Below are 22,536 nucleotides of genomic sequence, written 5' to 3' on the forward strand. Positions count from 1 at the left end.
CTCCGCTTTTTATCCCAACGTGGAGTTCACGTTTCCGCTTGCGAACAAGCAAGCCGACATCGCGACCTATTTGCAGCAACCTTGATGCGTCCCACTTCAACATTACCACACGAGACATCTAACCATGTTCATTCGTTTCACGTTACTCTCGCTGATCGCCTCGCTTAGCGTGACGATTGCCAGAGCCGACAACCTCGCCGCGTTAAGGTCCAAGCAATGCCGCGACATATTGCAGACGTCGATTACTCATTTCTATTTGCCTGATTGCATTGACGCCGACTTTGGTGGCTACCTCGAAGTCATTGATGAACACGGCACTTTTATTTCAAGCGAAAAATTTTTGACGCTTCAAGCCCGCCAAGTTTGGTTCTTTAGCAAACTGGCAAACACGTATGACACCGATCGTGAAAAGACGTTAGCTGCCGCCAAATCAGGCTACGATTTTTTGCGTGCACACTTTTTTGATCCGACCAACGGCGGCTACTTTTCCAAGACTGATCGCGACGGAACGCCAACCGATCGGCGAAAACATGTCTACCCCAACGCCTTTGTGATCTACGCATTTGCGGAATATCACCGTGCGACTGGTGATCAAGAACCGCTCGATCGAGCAATGGAGCTTTTCCAAACGCTCGAGGAACATTGCCATGACAAAGTGAATGGTGGTTACCATGAATTCTTTTCCGATGATTGGCAATTGATCACTGACCCGAAGGAATCAGGCTACATCGGTGTTCCGGGAACGAAGACCTATAACTCGCACTTACATTTGCTCGAAGCTTTTACCCCCCTATACCTTGAAACGCACGACCCGTTGGTCCGAAGTCGACTCATTGAAATGCTGCTAATCAATACGTGCACAGTCAAACTTCCTGATTTCCCTTGCAACGTCGATGCTTGGTATTCGGATTGGAAACTCGTTGATACCGACCGGAATCGCCGCGCCAGTTATGGGCATGATGTCGAATGCGTTTGGTTGGTACTCGAGGCAGCCGAAGCATTAGGGATGAAACCCAATTCGCTTCGTTCGTGGGCGGTTGCACTCTGTGATCATGCGATCGAACGCGGATTCGATACCGTCAACCACGGATTCTTCTATACCGGCCCAGTAGGCAAACCGAGTGATGACCGAAAGAAAGTATGGTGGACTCAGTCCGAAGCATTGGTTGCAATGTTAAGGATGCACGCTTTGACAGGCGATGAGAAGTACCGCACGATTTTTGAGCAGACGTTTGACTTTGTTCAACAACATCAAATTGCCCCAGAGGGTGGTTGGTGGGCAACGGTCAATCAAGATGGCTCGAAGATTCCTGGCACGGCTCGCACAAGCATGTGGCAGGGAGCGTACCATAACGGCCGAGCATTGTTGATGTGCGAACAAATGCTAAACGGGGCTGCGAGTCGATAGTCTTTGGCTACCGAAAAGACTCGTGAAATGAGCGGCGAAATTGTAGAGTACGGGCGATTTATTTTCGCTCTGTCTCCCTGGCCAGAACCTTATCTCAAAGCATTTCCAATATGCAAACCACGACCCAAGTCTGGGCAGACGTTGGCGGCACCTTTACCGATTGTTTTGTCGTTTCCAATGACCAGCGTCGGTCAGGCAAAGTCCTCAGTAGCGGCGTCGTTCGCTACGGGGTGCTGCGATATTGCGTTGTCACAGGGACAATCTTTCTCCAACCTGATGCCGCATTTGATTCGTTACCTGATGGTTTCTGGAACGGAGTTGGCGTTCGGCTTCTTCAAGAGGATGGGTCGGCAACCGAACTTGGTACCGTCACGGATTTCACGGCATCCACATCGACAATCCAGCTCGACCGAACCACTGCGCCACTTTGTTCGGACCAAGTGATCGAATTGGACCCGCAAATGGAGGCGCCGGTGTTGGCGACTCGATTATTGCTGGGTATCCCGCTTGTCACTCCGCTGGGACCAGTCGACGTTCGCTTGGGGACGACTCGTGGTACCAATGCATTGCTCACTCGACGCGGGGCCGAGACAGCACTTTTGGTTACCGTCGGATTTGCAGATGTCTTGCGAATTGGCGAACAAAACCGTCCTGAATTGTTCGACCTAGCGATTCGTAAACCATCACCGCTGACCGAACAGACGGTGGAAGTCTTCGGCCGAATGGATCAGCACGGAAACGTTATCCGCGAAATCGATGAGCAAAGGCTACGTGATGATTTACGGCGACTCAAACAATCCGGAACCGAATCGTTAGCGATTTGCCTGATGCATGCTCACGTCAATGACACGCACGAACGAATCGTCCAAGAGATCGCTTGCGAAGAAGGATTCACTCAGATCAGTCGTTCTAGTGAAGTTGCGCCACTGATCAAATTGGTCTCGCGTGCAGAGACAACAACACTCGATGCCTACTTGAATCCGATCCTAGCCGACTATGTCCACCGAGTATCGAAACAATTTGGCGACCAATGTCACTTACAGATGATGACAAGTGCCGGAAATCTCGTCATTGCCGAATCATTCCGTGGCCGCGACAGTATTTTGTCGGGCCCGGCCGGTGGCGTTGTCGCCTTGGCTCACGTCGCCCGATCCGCCGGCACCGATGCGGCGATCGGCTTGGACATGGGGGGAACAAGTACCGATGTCAGCCGGTTCAGCGGTCGTGTCGGTCGGCGGTTTGAATCCACTGTCGCGGGGATTCGAGTGATGACGCCGATGATGGACATTCGCACGGTCGCGGCTGGCGGCGGATCGATTTGCGATTTTGTCGATGGACGATTGACCGTCGGGCCCGATAGTGCGGGGGCCACCCCAGGCCCAGCGTGCTACGGTCGCGGAGGCCCATTGACGGTAACGGACGTCAACCTGTTACTAGATCGATTGCCTGCGGATCGATTTCCTTTCCCGCTTCATCGCGATGCTGCACAGCGACGAATTGATGAGATCGCGGCGAAGCTACCTGCGGGAAAGACACCGTCCACTAAAAAATTGGCCGAAGGGTTCTTACAGATCGCGGTGACTCACATGGCCGAAGCCGTGCGAACGGTCAGCACAGCCGAAGGGAACGACGTCCGAAACATGTCTCTCGTTGGCTTCGGCGGAGCAGCGGGACAACACTTATGCCGGATTGCCGGTGCCTTGGGAATGACAAGCATTGTCGAACACCCCGACAGCAGCACGCTAAGTGCACTGGGCATGGGATTGGCCGACATTGGACGCGTTGTGACTCGGGGCGTTTACGAACCATTCGACGACAACACAAAAGCAAAAATCGAAGGCATTGCCGCCGAACTGCAGAAAGAGACGTTACAACTACTGACCACCGAGGATCAGACAGCCTCCAAACCGAAATTCGTGTTTGAATGCGATGTTCGTATTGTCGGGACGGAATCCTCGTTGCCTATTTTGGCTTGGCCAACCGAATCGCTCGTCGAGCGATTCCACGAGAAGCACCTGCAAACCTTTGGCTATCGTCGTGACCAACATGCGGTCGAGTTGGTGGCGATTCGATGTGAGGCGACATTAGCCTCTAACTCAATATCGATTGCTCATGCCAAGACCAAGGCTCCGTCAGAGATATCGAAGACCTTTCGTGGCATGATCGATCGCGTCACGCTGTGCATTGGCGATCGAATTGAGGCTCCCGCAATGGTCGTTAGTAACGATTCAACCTTGATTGTCGAATCGCCATGGACAGGGCAAGTCTTGGAAGATGGAATCATCACGTTGACACATCCGACCGAAAGCCCGACCGAGCGAACCGGCAAAAAAACCGCCGAGATGGAATCCACGGGTGATGACCCGGTCCTGTTGGAAGTGATCGCTCGACGCTTGCAGGGGATTGCCGACGCGATGGGCGAAACATTGCGGCGAACTTCAGTGAGCGTGAACGTAAAAGAGCGTCGTGATTATAGCTGTGCGGTGTTTCGTGGCGACGGGTCGTTGGTGGCCAATGCGCCTCATGTGCCAGTGCATCTCGGTGCCATGGGGCATACCGTTCGGCATCTAATGAAAGAATATCCCGTTATGTTCGCTGGCGATTGCTACCTCAGCAACGATCCGTTCTCGGGCGGTTCGCATTTGCCCGATGTGACATCGGTGACACCTGTTTTTTGTGATCCAAATCGCACCAGCGGAAATCCCGATTTTTTTGTCGCTTCGCGAGCGCATCACGCTGAGATTGGTGGGCGGACACCTGGTTCGATGCCACCCGATGCTCGGTCGCTTGCTGAAGAAGGTGTCCTGATTCGCTCGTTCAGCTTCGTCCGAGACGGAGTTGTTTCAGAAACGGCACTTCGCAACTTGCTATCGAGTGGCCCCTATCCGTCACGCAACCCTAACGAAAACTTGTCTGATATTTCAGCACAACGCGCTGCGGGCGAAGAGGGCGTTCGTGGATTAGTCGAAATGTCACGAGTTTATTCGGTTAGCGAGATCGATCGCTATATGGGTGGATTATTGGCTATTGCCGCCGAGACCGCCGGTGCGTGGATAGAGACGTTGCCGCTTGATCCAATGCGGTTTTCGGATTCGCTTGACGACGGAACCGTAATTCAAGTCTGCATCTCTCGTTCGGGTGAGCGTTTGACGATCGATTTCACAGGAACGGATCCCGTTCACGAGTTTGGATTTAACGCAACACCTGCGATTGTGACCGCAGCGGTGATGTATGTGGTTCGGTGTGCTTCACGTTCCAACTTGCCGCTTTGCGATGGGGTCACGCAAAATATCGATTTGGTGATTCCACCCGGACTATTGAATCCACCAAAGCACGAAGACGCCGAGCAGTGCGCGGCCGTAGTGGCCGGAAATGTCGAGACAAGTCAACGTGTGGTCGATGTGCTGCTTGGGGCACTGCACGCAGCGGCAGCTTCGCAAGGAACGATGAACAATGTGTTGATCGGCGACGAGAGCTTTGGCTTCTATGAAACGGTCGGTGGCGGCAGTGGTGCAACCGAGTGGGCGGATGGAGCCGACGCGGTTCACACGCATATGACCAACACGCGGATCACCGATCCCGAAGTGATGGAAGTGCGTCTGCCGCTGAGGTTACATCGCTTTGCAATCCGACACGACAGCGGTGGAATAGGAAGTTGCCGAGGCGGCCATGGAATAATCCGCGAGATCGAGTTTCGCAAACCATTGACTTTATCGTTGATCACCGGTCGCCGAACCCGCAGCCCATACGGAATCGATGGTGGCCAAGCGGGAACACCTGGAAAGAATCTGTTGATTCGCGATGGAAAAGAAGTCGAGTTGCCCTGGGCAACCACGACTCAAGTCGCCAAAGGGGATCGGTTGCGACTAGAAACCCCCGGCGGAGGTGGGTTCGGAGAACTGCGCTAGCGAAGTATTCCAAGCGTTAGCCGTAAACAATCCGGCCAGTCTAAGCAAGGTCCAAAACGGGACTCTTCCAAAGGCAAGAAACCATCTGCATGCCAAAGAATCAACAACTACAAAAGCGTAGCGAGTTGTTGGGCAGAGTGGACCATCAGTCGTTTGTGGTCGCGTACGACTCGCATGAACTCGTCCTCATGGACAGGCTTTTGAATGTAGTCATGCACGCCAAGTTCGCGACAACGGAATCGCATTTCGTCATCCTCGTTGGCCGTCAAAACCACTGTGGTCACCTGATCAATCGTAACATCACCATTCTGCAACCACTCCAGCACATCGATGCCACTGCCATCGGGCAAGTTCAAATCGAGTAATAGCAGGTCGGGTCGTGGGGCGCGTGCGAAAACCCCCTCTTGATTGAGAAACATCAGCGCCTCTCGCACACACCGAACCAGAGTTAGCCGATGATGCACTTGGCTTCGACGAAGTGAGTGGATCGTCACGCGTGCATCAAGCAAGCTATCTTCAACCAATAGAATCTCCATCGGTTTGACTCGGGATGCCGCAAGCATGTTCAACTCCTTCGCAATCAATCTAATGTTCTATTCTTTGCCAATTGGCTGTTGCCTAAATCGCTTCCAAGAAGCATTCGATCAATTCGTTTTCACATCGTTCGTGTGCCTGCCAATGTTCGTCGAATTGTCGGAACCGCTGTACCAATTCCTGAATCTGGGCCGCTGCGACCCCACGATACTGATACTCTTCGGCCACTTCAGCCAAGTCACTCGCTTCTAAATACAAGGCACAATGCTGTGTCTTTGTATCATTCACATCTGTCACACCATCTCTGGACTTACACACGAACGATCCGTTCTTTGAATCGATGGGAACTTCGACGTAACCGTAACATTCCTCGAGAGCAAAGTGCATGGCGATCACGTCGCGCAACTGATCAAGCAACTTCACCATCTTAATCGCAACTTGCCGAGGCTCATCCGTCGAATCGCAAACTTGGCGAAGTTGATACCAAGTTTTCCAAAGTTCAGGGTTACTGTCTTTGATCTCTTGCAAGAACGCAGCGTTGACAGCCAATTGGTTCGAAGAAGTCTGGACGGCTGTTTGATTCGCTACGTTCGTTAGGATTCCAACCATTGAACACCTGCCCTGTAAATGAATCTACCCCGTAAATGAATCTACCCCGTGAATGAATTCAACCTTTCGATGAATTTGCGATCCATCGCATGGCCTAACCGAAGCAGCGTGTGGCATTTTTCGGTGTGCACTATGCAGTCCGAATTGATGACGCACTTCTTTAAGGGTAGCGATGCGAGCGTAGTTTGGTCAACCATTTGACGTTTTTCCGCCAAACCGATCGGCAACCGCCAAACCGATCGGCAACCGCCAAACCGATCGGCAACCGCCAAGGATGCCGGAGTGAGAAGCCGTTGGTTGGCAAGTCACTTCGAGTGCTAAATCGGATTGCTGAGATCGCTCGCTAGGGCCGCTTTAAACGCTAGGGCCGCTTCAAACGTCGCGGCCCATTTGGCTACCATCGAAAAATGCCGTATTTCACAATGCACCACAGCGCACTAACGCCGTCACGCCATCCAATCTTCTTACCTTCGTCGTACCAGCGGTGTTGATAGCGAATAGGGCGTTCGGTGAACCGAAGATCACTTTGGACCCATCGCGCCGTCATCTCGATCTCGACCCCAAAACGATTCTCACGCAATTTCGGCAAGATTGCTTCAAAGTGCTCTCGCGGCGCCATTTTATAACAGGTTTCCACATCACTCAGTCGAATCCCAATGCAGACGCTCGCCAACAGCGTAATAAATCCGTTTACGGCTTGGTGCCACCAAGGTGACAATTGGCGGTCGTAGTGGCCATATCGCGTTCCGTAGACCACGTCGGCGTCCCCGGCCACTAGCGGCTGGAGCAGGTAACGAAAATCGGATGGATCGTACTCTTGGTCGGCGTCTTGGATCACGATGACGTCGCCGGTACAAGCTTTCACACCACTGCGGATCGCGGCCCCTTTTCCTTCGTTGGAATGATGATGGATCACGGTGATAAAATCTTCGCCTGCCAACCTCTCCATCACCTCGGCTGTCCCATCATCGCTGGCATCATTGACAAGAACGATCTGCATCGAGATTCCCACCGAGCGAAGCCGATCCACAACGGCCGCGAGTGTTGTCGCTTCGTTGAATACAGGCACGATCACCGACAAGACAAATCCGGTGGGCAATTTGTAGATAGCTAGGCTGCGGCAAACGCTATCGCCCAACAACGCTTCCATCTGATCCACATAGGCATCGGTCCACAATCGGCGAGCGTCCTGCGGCGAAGAATCCTCGTTCGAGACAGGAGCATCTTTCGACAAAGAAGCGTCACTGGAATCGTCCAATTTTTTTCGGGTTTGATTAGGCAGATGCGTCAAGTTGTCACCTCACGAAGAAAACCGGTCAAGAGTTGAACACGACAAAAAAATTGAGCATGATTCAATGATAAGAGCAGACGATGCGACTTGCTATCGCATCCGGCATATGAACCGAGCCGTGAGCAGCATAACTACGTTGAACCACAAAAAAAAGTTTGCGCGAAGTCCTCGTGTTTTTCGCTTCTTTTTGGAGCGAACATGTTAGATAAACAAAAAGAGTTGGCACTTTGTTGTTGACACCGACGCGAGTTCACGCCACATTCTCTCTCACAACAAACATGTGATTCACGGTGAGCGAACGGGCACGTTGTAGTGAATTTTTGCAGTGCCTTCTGTTCGCCACATTTCTTGACAAACGACGGAGTAAAGTGATGCGAAATCCGAATGACTCAAGCATGCTTGTTTTCATCGGGTCGCCACCCTCTTTCCGATTGGGTCGGGCGAGTGACAACGCCTGAGACTCTCCGGAGTCGAAACGTCTTCATGTCGAAAGACATCTTTAGTGCCGGAGAAAATTGCTAACCGGCTTGTTCCGAAAACCGATTCGTGGAAAGAGTCCACGGTTCGAACTTATCGTCGCAACGGATCCTGTTGACGATCGTTCATGGGAGGTGGTCCCAATGGATAGCCACCAATGAGTTGTTCACCCTACTCATGTACACGGATGTCCCTCCCATTTTCTCACTGCTAACGTTGCAAAGCGATTTACTACAACAAAGCTTTTTGCGGGCTTAAGTCCGTTGCGATGCAACAAATGGGAAAAGGCCTAGTGTTGATGGATCGACACTAAGTTGAATTCCTTAGCGGTGAATTGCGAGTTCCGGTCATGCAGGAAGCACACCGGCTCGCTTTTCTTTTTTTTGGCGTCTTGAACGAACGGCTAACTCTGCGTAGTGCGGTAGTGGCCCCACAATTTGATTCCCATCCAAACTGCGGCGAAACTTCCTACGAACGCCATCACCGTATAGAACAACGGCTGTAGATATTGTTTCGACACATGCGCCGATGCTTTCCCGGTTGATTCAATCGAACGCCCCACGATTCCAGGTTTCGAAACGACGATCGGTTTGCCTTCGGCGTCAAAGACAATCTGATCGCCTCCAAGAAACCGCTCCGGCTCCGCCAAGATCACCGTCGTGGTCGCCGCAGTAAACAAGGTTTTGCCGGGATTCGCTTCCACAAACCGACCAGCAAACTTGACGACGCGCTCGGTATCGTTTCGGATCATCGACAAAACGGCACCGCGTTGAACCGGCGCGAGCGAAGAGATTTCGTCTGCGTGCCGTGCAATCACAATCGCTTGGTCGGCACTCATCCGACCAGCCAATTCCGCACCGTCATCGCCCAAGTATTTGAGCAACGTTAATCCAACACCTGGATGTTTCAATTCGCTCACAAGTGCGGTTGCTCCATAACGTGAAACCGCGCCCGCAAGCGTCTTACCCGATTCACCCGCTGCCAATTTTGCAAGCGCCGCTGGGACCTGGTCTGTGGGAAGGTCGTCGATCGCACTGACGATTCCACGGATGCTGCCTGCATTGTCGAACGCCAAGATCGCGTCAGGTCCATACTTGGTCGTCAACGTCGCGACCTGCTCGACCGCTTCCTCGCCTCCTTCTTTCGCAGCGACCTTCGCCACACGCTCGACGGCCTCACGGCTTCCCGATTTCGCTAGATACTCGGTCGCCTGTTCGGCCCCTTCTTTACCAAAGTACTTTGTGACCGCTTTGACCACCGTAGTGGCACCGGCGGCATGCACCGCATGGGGAGCAATCGCGACGATGACGAACAAGCAGAGACAAACGATGGCGCGTGGTCTAGTCATTTTGATGGTTCCGTGGAAACGATCTTGGCAAAAAACTGGTTGCGATACGCTTCCGTTAACGAATCACAGAGTTGGGGCAGCGACCTTCGCAAACCCTCGCTTCGAAGGCCCTCGCTTCGAAGGCCCTCGCTTCGAAGGCCCTCGGTTTGCAAACGATTGGCCGAAGAATTCGCCAAAGCGGGGGAACCCTCAATGAGTGAGCTGCGAAGTTGGCCAAGATAGTCGTAAAGCTGTTCGCACATTTTGGCTTCAAAGTTTTCGGTCATCCACCAATCGATCGCGACACCGACGATCAATCCGACCGCCAATCCAACCACCGTGCCGACCGGTCCCGCGAAACTGCCACCGGTCGCGCCCGTCGCGGCGGCTCCGGCTGCAGCACCGGCCCCGGCCGCCGCGCCGACTGCCGCGGTTGCGGAAAATCGGGCCAATAATCCCGCAGCGATGCTCATCGCTGCGTACCCGCCTGCTTCACTGACCAAGAAAACCACTAATGCATTGTAGACACTCGTCGTTCCTTGTCCGGTTGAATAACCGTGCAATTCCTTTGCCACCGATCGGTAAAATGGTCCGTACTGCTCGAGATGGATTTCAGGTAAGTCCGCGATCTCGAGCGACGCTTGAACATGAACGAGCATCCGTTTTTGATTCGCGTCAACCTCTTGTCGAAATTGGTTTAGAACGTCCGCAATACTCTCGGTCAACGAAGTTTCCGAAAACAGATGGGCTTCAAACTTCTCAGTGACATACCTTTCAATCCGCCCATCGCCGTTCCACCAATTGCCTGGCGCCCGCTTAAGAATTCCGAAGCGAGTTGAGAAACTAGTCAAGTCATCCACGAACGGCTTGACCCCGTTCTGATAGCGACGGATCAAAAGATCGATTCGCTCCAAGCACCGTTCAGCCGCCTCGCGATTGAGCACATCGGTGGCCACGATTTCCGGTTGAACTTCGCGGTCGAAGAAAGCCGCTCGGATCACTTCTCGCGACACAGCCGGGGCCTCGGTTGGTTCGGCAATGCGAAGACCGGCTGGGGACATCGGCGAAGCTTTCGGCTGCGAAGGAGGATCAACCGCCGCTCGTTCGGTCGCGATCACGTAAGTCGCAAGAGACACGATACTGGCGACAAGCAACGCAAACGCCCGCGGGTGCGCCGGTGCCGATCTGGAAGCCGGTGCCGATCTGGAAGCCGGTGCCGATCTGGAAGCCGGTGCCGATCTGGAAGCCGAGTCACTCGAAGGACCTCGAGCATGACGTTTGCGTAAGTCACTCACATCTGGCATCCACCGCCGCAACACCGCGGCATCCCACACGCCTCACCGGAACCCGTTACCGGCAGCGATGCACCATGACGAACCGCTGGAGCGGCCGTGACGCTTAATTGTCGCTCCATTTTCCGATTCCCACACTCGGGACATTCCGCGATTTCTTCTTGTGACCGAACCAAGATCTCGACCACCTTAGCGCATGACTTGCATTCATATTCGTATAATGGCATTTAGAAAAACCCCGTCTGTGAATTATTTGCCTGTGAAATTGTTGTCGCCGATGTGTTGATTATCTTTCAAAGCGGTATGATTGGGAAGCCATGAATTTACGCCCTTTATCGTGTGACGAAGTTCGTCAAGTTGACAAAACAGCGATCGAGACGTTCGGAATGTCCGGCTTGGTGTTAATGGAGAACGCTGGCCGAGGGGCGGCCGAGCGTATCGCGGCGATTGTACCAACAAACGACCCAATCACGATTCTATGCGGAAAAGGGAACAACGCAGGCGATGGCTATGTGATCGCTCGCCACTTGGAACGACTCGGACGTCAAGTCACGATCCTTTCGATTGTTGACCTTGAATCTCTATCGGGCGATGCAAAAGTAAATGCGGAGATCGCACGCAAAGCCGACATCGAAATCAATATTGCCAATTCAACTGAGAGCTTAAAACAGCCTATCGAAACGGCGAAGGCCTTGGTCGATTGTTTGCTTGGCACCGGAGCACAGGGTCCGCTTCGAGGCCTTTACGCGGAGGCCGTCCGAGTTGCCAATGCGTCTTCGGCGATGCGAATCGCGATCGACGTTCCAAGCGGTTTAAATGTGGATACCGGTGAACCCGGTGAGCCAACATTCCAAGCGGCGTGGACGTTATCATTTGTTGCAGAAAAAATCGGCTTCACCCGCAAGTCCGCAAAGCCCTTTGTCGGCTGCGTCGGAGTCGTCTCGATCGGCATACCCCAAAAGCTGCTCGACCAAATTCAGGTGGGAACTGATCAACAATGATTCACTTCAAATGTCCTGCGTGCAAAAAATCTTACAAGATCTCCGGAAAGTACGCTGGTCGCCGAACAAAATGCAAAGCGTGCGGCCAAAAATTTCGTCTTCCAAGTCCGGCGGTGGCCATTGAGGAAAAACCAATCGCTGTAGCCGTAGTGAAGGAAAACAGGGAGTTCGATGATGCGATACGCCCAGAGTTGCCTTGGGCCGATTGGCTAACAGAATGTCAACAACGATTTGGAGACGCGCCACGTAAATTCGACGCAGAGACATCCGCATACCTGAGTTTCCCAATGGGTTGGATCTGCGGATGGCTATTCTTTATTCCGCTGTGCAAACTCCTGAAAAACAGTCGTCAACGCGAAATATTCCGAAAGGGGAAAGTCGTCTGGGCCCACATCATTCAAGTGAACGACACATTGTTCACTCAGTCGCTTAGCGGCGGCGCGGGCGACCAAGACGATGATGACGCGCCAGGCGAGTTGGTTTTCTCGCTCGATACTTCAGGGCGCTGCACACCGGAAACACTGATGCCGATTGCAGATAAGATTGGAATGCTCCGCGGTCAAAATCTTAGCGACCCGGAACTAAAACGAATCGGCGACTACCTTGAAGCGGAAACCGTACGTGCGTTCGGATGGAATGTACCGAAGCAATTTACTCCACGACTACCGTGTTTTATTTCGACGACGATGTTCATGCGCAAACACCTGCCAAGTAGATGCTTGCAACAAAGCTTCCTACCGATCGTTGTCTCACACAAATCGCCACACTATGCGATGCCCCTACCGGAACGGTTCTGGGCTCCTGACCTGATCGCTTGGTGGACGACCCATTGATCGGCTGGTCATGATTATTCCTAAACAAACATGGTCCCCCATGAAATGATTTAACACCGGGAAAGTCTGCATCGAAAGAAGATGGACGATAAAACGTCGGCAACGAAACTGGCACCACGGTGAATTAGATTGAAGCAAGCCCCGAAGTCGCTTGCCTCGGAAACGCGAAATGGTTGCACCCAAATCTTGAAGTAGAAAATATGAGACTTGCAAATATCGGCGTCATGGTTGTTGTCGCGATTGCTTCTGTTCTGGGGTCAGTTTACCGGACACTGCATGCAGCGGAGCTTTCCGTCGAAGAAGCTCGTCGCTTTGCTCTTCCACTCATTGAATCGGAGCGAATCGACGGATTGTCGGTTGGGATCATTGATGGACCGCGGCACTTCACGTTTCATCTTGGTGCAGCAAATGACGGACAGACGGAAGCTGATGACAACACGATTTACGAAATCGGCTCGATCAGCAAAGTGTTCACAGGCCTATTACTTGCCGATGCTGTGACCAAAGATCCAGGAATGCTAGAAAGAACGCCCAACTCGCGTGATTGCGAAGTCAGGCTGCCTCTGTGGCAAGACCAATCAATCACGTGGCTCGATCTTGCAACACATCAATCGGGGTTGCCGCGGTTAGCCGATAACTTCACTACGGGGCAAAGCAAGGACCCTTACGCGACCTATGATTCGACCAAAGCGATTGAGTTTTTGCGACGTCATCAACTGCGACGACAACCGGGCACTCAGCATGAATACAGTAACTTTGCTTTTTCATGGTTGGGTTATCTCTTAGCCAATCGCGAACGCGTTTCCTACGAGCAACTATTGAAGCATCGGATTACGGGGCCGCTCGAGATGACAGACACTGCCATCACGCTCGCGCCGAATCAGTCGCCAAGACTCGCAACTCCGCATTCTTCTTATGGGAAAGAAACATCCTATTGGGACTTTGCCGACTTGCCAGGTGCGGGCGGGATTCGAAGTTCCATTTCCGACATGATGAAATTCATGCATGCACAATTGGATCCCCTCAATTCAAGTTTGCGTGAAACGAGCGAATTGGCATGGAAACAACATAACCCCGGAAGTGAGAATCACTTAGCGATGGGACTTGGATGGTACATCGCCCGTGATGGGAACACCCGCTTCCATAATGGCCAAACCGGCGGGTTTCACAGCGCAATGTTTGTCAATCGCAAACGAAGTATCGCGGTCGTTGTGCTTGCAAATACGGGCCCAGCCGATGAAGTTGACGTACTTGCAGAGCGGCTGACCCAACGGCTCGCGGGCATCAAAGTGCAACCACAGAAATTGTCCAAAGCGACCAAGGTCGATCGCAAAGCGATGGCAAACTTAGTGGGACGCTATGAGTTGTCGCCGACGTTCATCTTCGACGTCAACGTGATTAACGATAGCTTGATGGTTGGAATTACCAACCAGACAACTCAAGAGGTGTTCCCTATCACCGAAGTACGATGGTTCTATAAGGGCGTTGATGCCGAGTTGACTTTTGAACTTGGAGAGAACGGCCTAGCAGAATCGTTGGTACTGCATCAAAACGGCATTCAGCAAACCGCCAAACGAATCGATTAGTCGGCAAGCGAGCATCGGCTATCCGGACGAGAGGGCGAAATCGACAATCATCTTTCAGCCTATTCCAAGTTTGTGTCAGCGATGATTGCTCGGTTGCATCAATTGACGATCGGCGCGAGCGAAAATAATCGGCAAACCTTACCGGTTAGGCAAGGTTTGCGGTTTTTTCTGATTTTTCGGGTTTTGCGTTTAGCTTCTCAAGTCTTCTGGCCGATATCTCTGGTGAACAAGGTAGTGCCTGGTCGAGCGAACTCGGTCCGGCGTTTTGTTCGATTACCCGGGGGGGTGACACCACACTTCAGCGATCGGTGCTGGGAATTTGACTTTTTCAAGTTTCCTGGTCCTTCGCATTCCAGAATCCTATTGGTGAAGCCAGTGCTTTTTCTAAACCGCACCTCCTGTTTCACGCTCATGTTGGCGGCCTTGGTGGCCAGCCCCACGAGCGCACAATCTTCGAACAACCAGGGTCCTGTCCGCAGAGCCGAACGCAGTGCTCGAGCGAGTTGGCAACCCGTTCGGTCCTCCAATCGAGTTGACGCAGACGCTGCTACAGTAACGGCGGGTGCGAGGACTCAACGCGAAGCGACCAAACCGAACGACGCGGAAAGAGCAAACCCCGCCGCGGGTCAAACCTATCCGGTCCGCCAAGTTGGTTACGCTCAGGCTCGCCAATCGCAAGCTCGCCAAGTGCGACCGATTGGCCACGCCATCCCCGCGCCTCCCTCGGGTGGAATGTCAATCGTCGAAGGACCGCTGATGGATGGTTCCATGACGTCCGAACCGCTCGATGGTCAAATCGCTTTTGCTCCCGTTTATGATGGCATAAGCTCATGCGATGCGATGCCAATGGGTTCTAATTGCGGTTGTGGCGCGTCGACCTGTGACGGCGGTTGCGACGGCGGATGTAGTTCACCTAGCTGCTGTAACTTTTCCGCAGGTTCGTGCAACAGTTGCTGCGGAGAGCTTTGCAGCCCCGATTCATGGCGACCTTGTGTGACGCTTTGCTTGCCGACCGATGGATGGGCGACTTTTGAATACTTGATGTGGTGGCAAGACGGCATGGAATTGCCGCCGCTGATCACCACCAGCACCGACCCGAATGTCGCTCAGGCCAACGCCGGTGTGCTTGGCCAACCAACCACTCAAACCCTGTTTGGTGGCGATGATGTTTTGACCGACAGCTTTGAAGGCGGCCGCTTACGCTTTGGTTTCTGGTTGGATAAATGCCATACTTGGGGCGTCGGAGCAGAGTACTTCCAAATCGGCAGCAAAAGCGAATCGTATTTCCGAAACAGTAACGGTAACCCCACACTCGCACGACCATTTTTCAACGTCAACCCAGCAACAGGTAGCCCTCGCGAAGATTCCGAACTGGTAGCCTTTCCCGACGTGGTTTCGGGTGCTGTTGGTGCCGAAGCGACCAGCGAATTGGTCGGTGCCGGATTCCATTTCCGTCGCCTACGGAATTGCGATGAAGGCTGCAACCGATGGTTGTTTGATTCGTGTGATCAAAACTATTGCTCGCGGACCGAATCGATGATTGGCTACCGATTTTTGCAGCTCACTGAAACGGTCAATATCACCGAGAACTTAACTGGCATTCAACCACAAGCTAACTTTGACATTTCAGACAACTTCCGTACTCGAAACCAATTCAACGGTGTCGACCTAGGATGGGTCTATCGTCAAACACGAAACAATTGGACGATTGACGGATTGATTCGGTTGGGTATCGGTGTGACACACCAACAAGTTGATATCAATGGATCCACGACCATTTCCGGGGATCCGACGAACCCCGGTTCGACGACCTACTCAGGCGGCCTGCTGACTCAAGCATCAAACATCGGCAGCTACACTCGCGACGAGTTCTCGGTGATTCCAGAGTTCAACGTCAACCTTGGCTATCAACTGAACGATCATTGGCGAGCGATGATGGGTTACACCTTCATCTACTGGTCCAACGTGGTTCGACCTGGCGAACACATCTCGCGAGATGTGAACCCGAGCCAGTTGGCACCACCAGAAGATCCACTCACCGGCCCCAACCGTCCCGAGTTTGATTTTGACTCGGTTGACTATTGGGTCCAAGGATGGAGTGCGGGCCTCGAGTATCGCTGGTAACGAGAACCGTAAAACGAAGTGAACACTGCCGGTAGCTCTAAATCCGGTGGTAACAGTCAAGACGATCGTACTAATCGCCCGATAGATATTTCGAATAGTGCAGATGCGCAATCGCCGTCTGCATCGCCCCTCACTGATGAATCCCCTTTCGCCCCAAGCCACTGCGTCTAGACGCCGACTGATTGGCACAAATTGCCAAGTCTCCGTAAAATAAACGCAAGTAATGGCTACCAGGGGAAAGAAAACGCCGACGACGAATAGGACAACGAAGATGGTCTGGAACAAAGTTGTTGCTCAATTTACGAAGCGATCACAAGCACGGCGTCGCAAAGCACAAAACCGCTCGCTGCGACTTGAGACGCTCGACCGCCGCGAATTGCTAGCGGCCGATATCGGAGCGATTTCTGGTACCGCTTTCACCGATCAATCGGGCGACGGCTTAACCGCCGACGACCCACGACTCGTTGGTGTTCAAGTTCAACTCTACGTTGACAACAATAGCAATGGCATTCTGGAAACAACCGGAGCCAGCCCCGATACGTTACAGGGAACCTTAACGACCGACGGCCAAGGCCAATATCGCTTTGATGATCTTGCGCCCGCCGACTACTTGGTCGTTCAAGCATCCAGTGGTGCGCTCGTAACGCCCACCCCCGTTCCGGTGACGATCGATACCGGAAGTGTCACGGTCGAGACAATTGACCAATTCAGCGAAACCAACGCCGGGACGTTGTTGGCAGATGCAGCCACCCCAAACGTCACCTTCGTTGACAACGTCACATCGACGAGCGTTCTTGGTTCCGAACGCGACGTCACTATCACTCGCACAGGCACGACCGGAAACGTCACGCTCAGTATCGAAACAACGACAGGAGAATTGACGTTCGGCAGTTCAAACGGTACGGGGGTCGCAACGCTGCAATACGATGGCGACGACAACAGCACGACGCTCAATGCTACGGGCTTGGGAGCGGTCGACCTTAGTGCCAGTGACACTCAGAGCGGTATCATCGTATTTGTCAGTGCAGATCCTCGCGTTGATAGTGCCTCACAACCGACGAACTTCGAATTGACTCTCTACACGGACGCGAATTCGTTCAGCACTCGATTGGTCGACTATCCCGTAGGCGCTGACGTTGCACCTGTGGAAATTTTTATTCCATTTTCGAGTTTCTCGACGGGAACGGGTGCCACATCGCCCGCGAACTTCAGCAGCATTGGTGCAATCGAACAATCGATCGACTTGATCCTTGACCAAGATGTGAAAGTATCGCTCGTCGAGTCGGTTCGCCCCGAGCTCGAAACCGTCAATCTCGCCAATACTCAATTGCTCTCGCTCGGTGGCCAAGTCTTCATTGACAATGGTCCCGGTGTTGCTCAGAACAATGGGGTGCGTGATAGTGGTGAACCATTGGTAACGGCGTCTACATCCGTGGAACTATACCGTGCAGACCAAACGCCGGGAACGGACGCTCCAATCGCAACGACCGCGACCGTCGCAGGCACCTATGACTTCCCGAATCTGACGCCCGGCGACTATGTCGTCATGATTCCCGAAGCAAATTTTGCAAGTGGATCGACCTTGTTTGGCTTCACGACCAGCACCGGGAACGATCCTGCACCGGATCCAGACGACGACGTCAATTCGGACGACAACGGTACGTTCGTTGCCGGCGTCGGTATCGTCAGTCAAGCCATTACGCTGACAAGCAATACCGAACCGATCGATGACGACGATACCGACCCGAACACCAACACGACGGTAGATTTCGGCGTCATTCCACAAATCGACTTGTCGATCACCAAGACAGTCAACGACGCTGGATCCGATTTGCGAGCAGGCGGCCAAGTTGTCTTTGACATCGCAGTGCTAAATGACACACCGGCCGGCACCGACATTGTCGCCGCGACCAACGCGATCTTTACCGATATTTTGCCAACTGGCTTGACGTTTGTCGAATTCCGAAATCTGCCCGCGGGTGCATCAAATCCAACCGCCAATGGTCAAAACGCGTCGGTCAATCTCGGTACGGTCAACGCGGATCAAGCGGCGGTCACGTTCCAAATCGTTGCAAATATCGGCCCCACTCAAGTCGATCCAATCACCAATACCGGGCAAATTGCAACCGTCGACCAAGTCGATCTGAATTTAAGCAACAATGCCGAGCCCGAGACATTCGACTTAATATCCTCGGACTTGCGACTTACCAAGACGGGCCCAACCACGCCCATCGCGGCGGGAACACCGATGTCCTACACGGTTAGCGTATTCAATGACATTGCTGGCTCCGACTTGGCAACAGGCGTTGTCGTTGTCGACACGTTACCGGTCGGAGTGACGTTTAACAGTGCTACGATCACGGGCGATACAGCCAACCAACCAGCGACGTTTAACTCCACGACGCGTGAACTCACCGCTGTGATCGGCAACTTGGCCGCCGGCGCCACTCCAGCCGTCGTGACCATCAACGTCACGGTTGCCGAAAACGCTCAGAGTCCGTTGACGAATGAAGCAACCGTCTCGGCAACCTCGTTCGACCCAGATCTAGCCAATAATACCGCAAACGTCCAAACAACGATTGATCGGGAAGTTGATGTCGCGATCACCAAAGCATTACAGACCGGCGATGTGGTCGTTGCGGGTGGAACCTTCACGTACGAATTCACGGTCACGAACAACGGCCCGAGCGAAGCTCGCAATGTCGCCGTGTCCGATCTACTCGCCACGGGCTTGACCTTTGTCAGCTTTGACGCTGGAACATCGGGGATCACCCGAAACACCGGTGACGATCAAGACCTGACCTTTAACGTGGGCACACTTAGCAGTGGAGAGACCAGGTCGTTTTCGATCGACGTTTCGCTCGCCGCGTCTGCTACCGGAACGATCGCCAACACGGCGAATATCACGACGACGGATCCCGATAGTGAATCCACGAACGATTCGGCTACGGTCAGTAATCCCGTGACTCGCGATATCGATTTAATTATCGAAAAGAGCGTTGAAATCGTTGGCGATGCGACCGGACGAACCATTGCGGTACCCGGCCAAGACCAACTCCTTTACACCATCACGGTTCGCCACGACACCGGAAGCCTCAGTGATGCACAAGATGTCGTCATCACAGACAGCTTACCTGCGGGAGTGCTGGGTGACACGATCACCATCAACAACAACGCGACGGGCGATAGTAGTGCATTCGATACCGCAAATCAGGTCGCCACGGTCACCCTCGGTACGGTTGCGGTTGGCGAAGTTCGAACCTTTACGATTCTTACCAATGTGATTGATGAAGCCACCACCGCGACGTTGACCAACACCGCCGAATTGACCGATCCAGCGGACGGTGTGATCACCGCGACAGCACAAACACCAGTCGGCGTTGACTTTGACATCATCGTTGACAAGTCCGTCAGCAACACCACACCCGCGCCTAACAGTACCGTCGTCTATACGGTCACGGTCAACAACGAGGGCCCCAGCACGGCCACTGGGGTCACATTGAGTGACACGGTCCCGACCGGTCTGACGCTTGTTTCTGCGATCATGAATGGGCAAAACGGTGTGGTCAACGGCAGTTCAATCGACTTCCCTGCCATCACACTCGATAGTGGTTCGTCGGCCACCGCGACACTGACGTTTACCGTCGATCCAACGGCATCAGGCTTGATAACCAATACCGCGAGCGTGCCTGATTTGTCCAATACAGGTGAGAACGACATTACCAATAATTCGGACACTGCCGACATTACCGTCACGCCTGTCGTCGACTTGACCGTAACCAAAACCGTCGACCAAACAAACGCTGCATCGGGCGATGAGATAACTTATACCGTCACCGTTTCCAACTCGGGCCCATCGACGGCCGCAGCCGTGACCGCAGTTGACACTCTACCCGCAGGCGTGACGTTTGTTCGCGGTACGGGCCCCAGTGGAGAATCGCTTACCGCATCCAGCGGAATCGTTACTGTCAATGGTGGTTCGCTAGCGACTGACCAGAACTTTCAATTCACAATTGTTGCAACCGTGAATGCCGGAGTCACCGCAGATCAATTGAACAGCGTTTCGGTCAGCACGACGACCAACGAGCCAAACACGGCCAATAATTCCGCGACAGCGACGACGACGGTCGATCCAATGACTTCTCGCATCGACGGATTCGTCTTTGTCGACGAGAACAACAACAGCCAATTCGATGCTGGCGAAACTCCCGTATCAGGCGTCACAGTTGAGTTGACCGGAACAGATGCGTTTGGCAATGCAGTCAGCGTCCAAGACACGACCGACGCTAATGGGGAATACGTCTTCGACAATTTGTTCGCAGGGACATACCAAGTTCAACGGGTCGACAAACCTAACAATTTGCGAAACGGTGGCGAACAAGCCGGGACCGGTGCGAATGCAACCATCGATGACATCGACAATGCTTTCACCGCGTTGGGACTCGAAGCAGCGGACGCAGCCGAGGACTTTAACTTTGGCTTGTTGTCGGCACCGATATCTAAACGAGACTTCTTGGCATCTTCCTAGGGTGAAGGTTTTTCCACGTGCAACGCGTCGCTACTAAAAATCTCTCTCGACCAATCGGGAGCCGGTGTGGAAGGCCGAGAGAGATGCGACCAAGAGCTTGATGCGAGAACGTGAAAAAGCGACTAGTGAGGAACTAAGAAGTAAAAACGCTCAGCCACCGGGGGGAGGCTGAGCGTTTTTTTCGTTGCAGCAGCTTCCGTTGCCGCTGATGCTTCAGAGCCCCCACTGCATTAGAGACGGCGGCTCGAAGCCACCGTTACGCCTAACTCGATGCGTTTTTCGAAGCAGTCCACCGCGCAGCAGTCGGCAAATGGTTCTTGCCTATCCGGCCATCACATTTCACCCATCCCAAAGGTCGCCCCGCCAACCGAACCACGGCCCACCCTCGCAGGGTGCTTGGGATGGGCGGCCCCGACAAATAGACTCGAGCTGCGTCTTCATCTATATCCATGAATTGTCGGCTCTGTAAAACGCCTCTGCGACGCAGGGATGCCGCATGCGAGGGTTTCCAAACCTTGCCGGTTCGGTGTGCGACCTCGGCACCTTGAACCGCCACCGATTCGACCCAATCGGGTGCATCGCTTGGCAGCGCATACAAATTCGCATCGCCACCGAAAAAACGGATGTCGGCGGGAACACCTGCGAACCAATCCTCTAATTTCGCATCGGGCTTGGATGGTTTTGCGACGCGGTGTTTACGCGGCGACTCGGCGGGACCGTCGAGCTTCAACGATGCCGCGAAACTGCCGGCACAATCATGCAGATGCGGCCATAGCCGGTAACTTGCTGGAGCAATCGGCGAAGCGTACGGGGTTAAACGCTCCGCCGGCATAGGCCTCATACCGAGTGATTCGAGCATCCAATTGACTTGATCTTCATTCTCGGCTGTCGCAAAAGTACATGTACTGTAAATCAAACGACCTCCTTCGCGAAGAAGTGTCCGAGCGGCTGTCAGAATTCGCCGTTGCCGCGCAGCACTATGTTCAATTTGGTGAGCCGAGATCGCCGAGCTTGATTGTCGTTTCCGTCCCAACAATGCCTGCCCGCTGCAAGGTGCGTCGACTAACACCACATCAAATGTCCCGGGCAATTTCATCGCCAACTTTTCCGGATCCATCGCGGTAACGGCAAAGCGATCCGAACCGGTTCGCGACAAGTTATACAGTAGCGCGGGAATGCGGGAACGAATCGGCTCGTTCGCTAATAAGAACCCACTATCGAGCACTTCGGCCACCGCGCTCGCCTTACCACCAGGCGCAGCGCACAAATCACAAACAAGTTTTCCATTGAGGGATTCTGGTGAATCGGCTTCCGCACAAGCCAATGCCAAAAGCGAACCAGCATCTTGCAGGTAGTAGTCGCCCGCAGCGTAACCAATCTGCATCGACGGACGAGACAAAGCGTCTCGATTGCGGTAGCCATTTCGGTACCAATCGACCGGTTCCAGCGGCAAGGGAATCGACGATGGATCCACACCCGACCGCAATCGTAGAATATTATGAAATCGCTGTTCGATCGCAGAGGCGAGCGACGACAACTCTCCCGTCGATAGTCGCAAATCACCAAGCGTCTCAGCAATCCGTGCCGAAGCCATCACAGGTGTTTCATCCTCTCTCAC

General features: G+C 53.4%; 14 protein-coding genes. 7 read left to right on the plus strand and 7 right to left on the minus strand.

Features of this window, described 5'->3' with window-relative positions; all coding sequences use genetic code 11:
• Nucleotides 1–124: 124 nt before the first annotated feature.
• Together CA13_RS31070 and CA13_RS31075 are read left to right on the plus strand one after the other, a co-directional pair.
• Nucleotides 125–1,408 carry an AGE family epimerase/isomerase gene (locus CA13_RS31070; protein ID WP_146404021.1) on the plus strand — a complete coding sequence of 428 codons (1,284 nt, stop codon included), beginning with the start codon at nt 125–127 and terminating at the stop codon, nt 1,406–1,408.
• 110 nt (nt 1,409–1,518) lie between these two features.
• On the plus strand, nt 1,519–5,316 hold the full coding sequence (locus tag CA13_RS31075; protein ID WP_146404022.1) for a hydantoinase B/oxoprolinase family protein: 3,798 nt from the start codon (nt 1,519–1,521) through the stop codon (nt 5,314–5,316).
• 107 nt (nt 5,317–5,423) lie between these two features.
• Here the strand turns inward: CA13_RS31075 and CA13_RS31080 are convergent, their stop codons facing one another.
• The 6 genes from CA13_RS31080 to CA13_RS31105 form a co-directional block, all read right to left on the minus strand.
• Nucleotides 5,424–5,879, minus strand: coding sequence for a response regulator (locus tag CA13_RS31080; protein WP_146404023.1), 456 nt, complete (start codon nt 5,877–5,879; stop codon nt 5,424–5,426).
• Nucleotides 5,880–5,934: 55 nt separating this feature from the next.
• The gene (locus tag CA13_RS31085) at nt 5,935–6,459 is read right to left on the minus strand and encodes a hypothetical protein (RefSeq protein ID WP_146404024.1); all 525 of its coding nucleotides are present in this window, start codon (nt 6,457–6,459) and stop codon (nt 5,935–5,937) included.
• A gap of 394 nt (nt 6,460–6,853) precedes the next feature.
• Nucleotides 6,854–7,750 carry a glycosyltransferase family 2 protein gene (locus CA13_RS31090; protein WP_419195199.1) on the minus strand — a complete coding sequence of 299 codons (897 nt, stop codon included), beginning with the start codon at nt 7,748–7,750 and terminating at the stop codon, nt 6,854–6,856.
• An 880-nt stretch (nt 7,751–8,630) separates the two neighbouring features.
• Nucleotides 8,631–9,575 (minus strand): hypothetical protein, encoded by a 945-nt coding sequence (locus CA13_RS31095; protein WP_146404025.1) that lies wholly within the window; start codon nt 9,573–9,575, stop codon nt 8,631–8,633.
• Complete coding sequence (locus tag CA13_RS31100) at nt 9,572–10,615, minus strand: hypothetical protein (protein ID WP_419195200.1); 1,044 nt, start codon at nt 10,613–10,615, stop codon at nt 9,572–9,574. Before CA13_RS31100 ends, CA13_RS31095 begins: the two co-directional genes overlap by 4 nt.
• A 230-nt stretch (nt 10,616–10,845) precedes the next feature.
• A complete protein-coding gene (locus CA13_RS31105) occupies nt 10,846–11,073 on the minus strand; it encodes an FmdB family zinc ribbon protein (protein ID WP_146404027.1) in 228 nt (75 codons plus the stop codon).
• Between the two features lie 90 nt (nt 11,074–11,163).
• Between CA13_RS31105 and CA13_RS31110 the strand changes: the two genes are divergently transcribed.
• From CA13_RS31110 to CA13_RS31130, 5 genes are all read left to right on the plus strand, one after another.
• Complete coding sequence (locus CA13_RS31110; protein ID WP_146404028.1) at nt 11,164–11,847, plus strand: NAD(P)H-hydrate epimerase; 684 nt, start codon at nt 11,164–11,166, stop codon at nt 11,845–11,847.
• Between the two features lie 287 nt (nt 11,848–12,134).
• On the plus strand, nt 12,135–12,680 hold the full coding sequence (locus tag CA13_RS31115) for a hypothetical protein (RefSeq protein WP_146404029.1): 546 nt from the start codon (nt 12,135–12,137) through the stop codon (nt 12,678–12,680).
• 200 nt (nt 12,681–12,880) lie between these two features.
• On the plus strand, nt 12,881–14,266 hold the full coding sequence (locus CA13_RS31120; RefSeq protein ID WP_146404030.1) for a serine hydrolase: 1,386 nt from the start codon (nt 12,881–12,883) through the stop codon (nt 14,264–14,266).
• 366 nt (nt 14,267–14,632) lie between these two features.
• On the plus strand, nt 14,633–16,390 hold the full coding sequence (locus CA13_RS31125) for a BBP7 family outer membrane beta-barrel protein (RefSeq protein WP_419195201.1): 1,758 nt from the start codon (nt 14,633–14,635) through the stop codon (nt 16,388–16,390).
• Nucleotides 16,391–16,661: 271 nt separating this feature from the next.
• A complete protein-coding gene (locus tag CA13_RS31130; protein ID WP_419195202.1) occupies nt 16,662–20,918 on the plus strand; it encodes a beta strand repeat-containing protein in 4,257 nt (1,418 codons plus the stop codon).
• A 262-nt stretch (nt 20,919–21,180) separates the two neighbouring features.
• Here the strand turns inward: CA13_RS31130 and CA13_RS31135 are convergent, their stop codons facing one another.
• Entirely contained in the window at nt 21,181–22,536 is a 1,356-nt protein-coding gene (locus CA13_RS31135) for an RsmB/NOP family class I SAM-dependent RNA methyltransferase (protein WP_419195203.1), read from the minus strand.

It is taken from the genome of Novipirellula herctigrandis (assembly GCA_007859835.1).
Classification (GTDB): Bacteria; Planctomycetota; Planctomycetia; order Pirellulales; family Pirellulaceae; genus Novipirellula_A; species Novipirellula_A herctigrandis.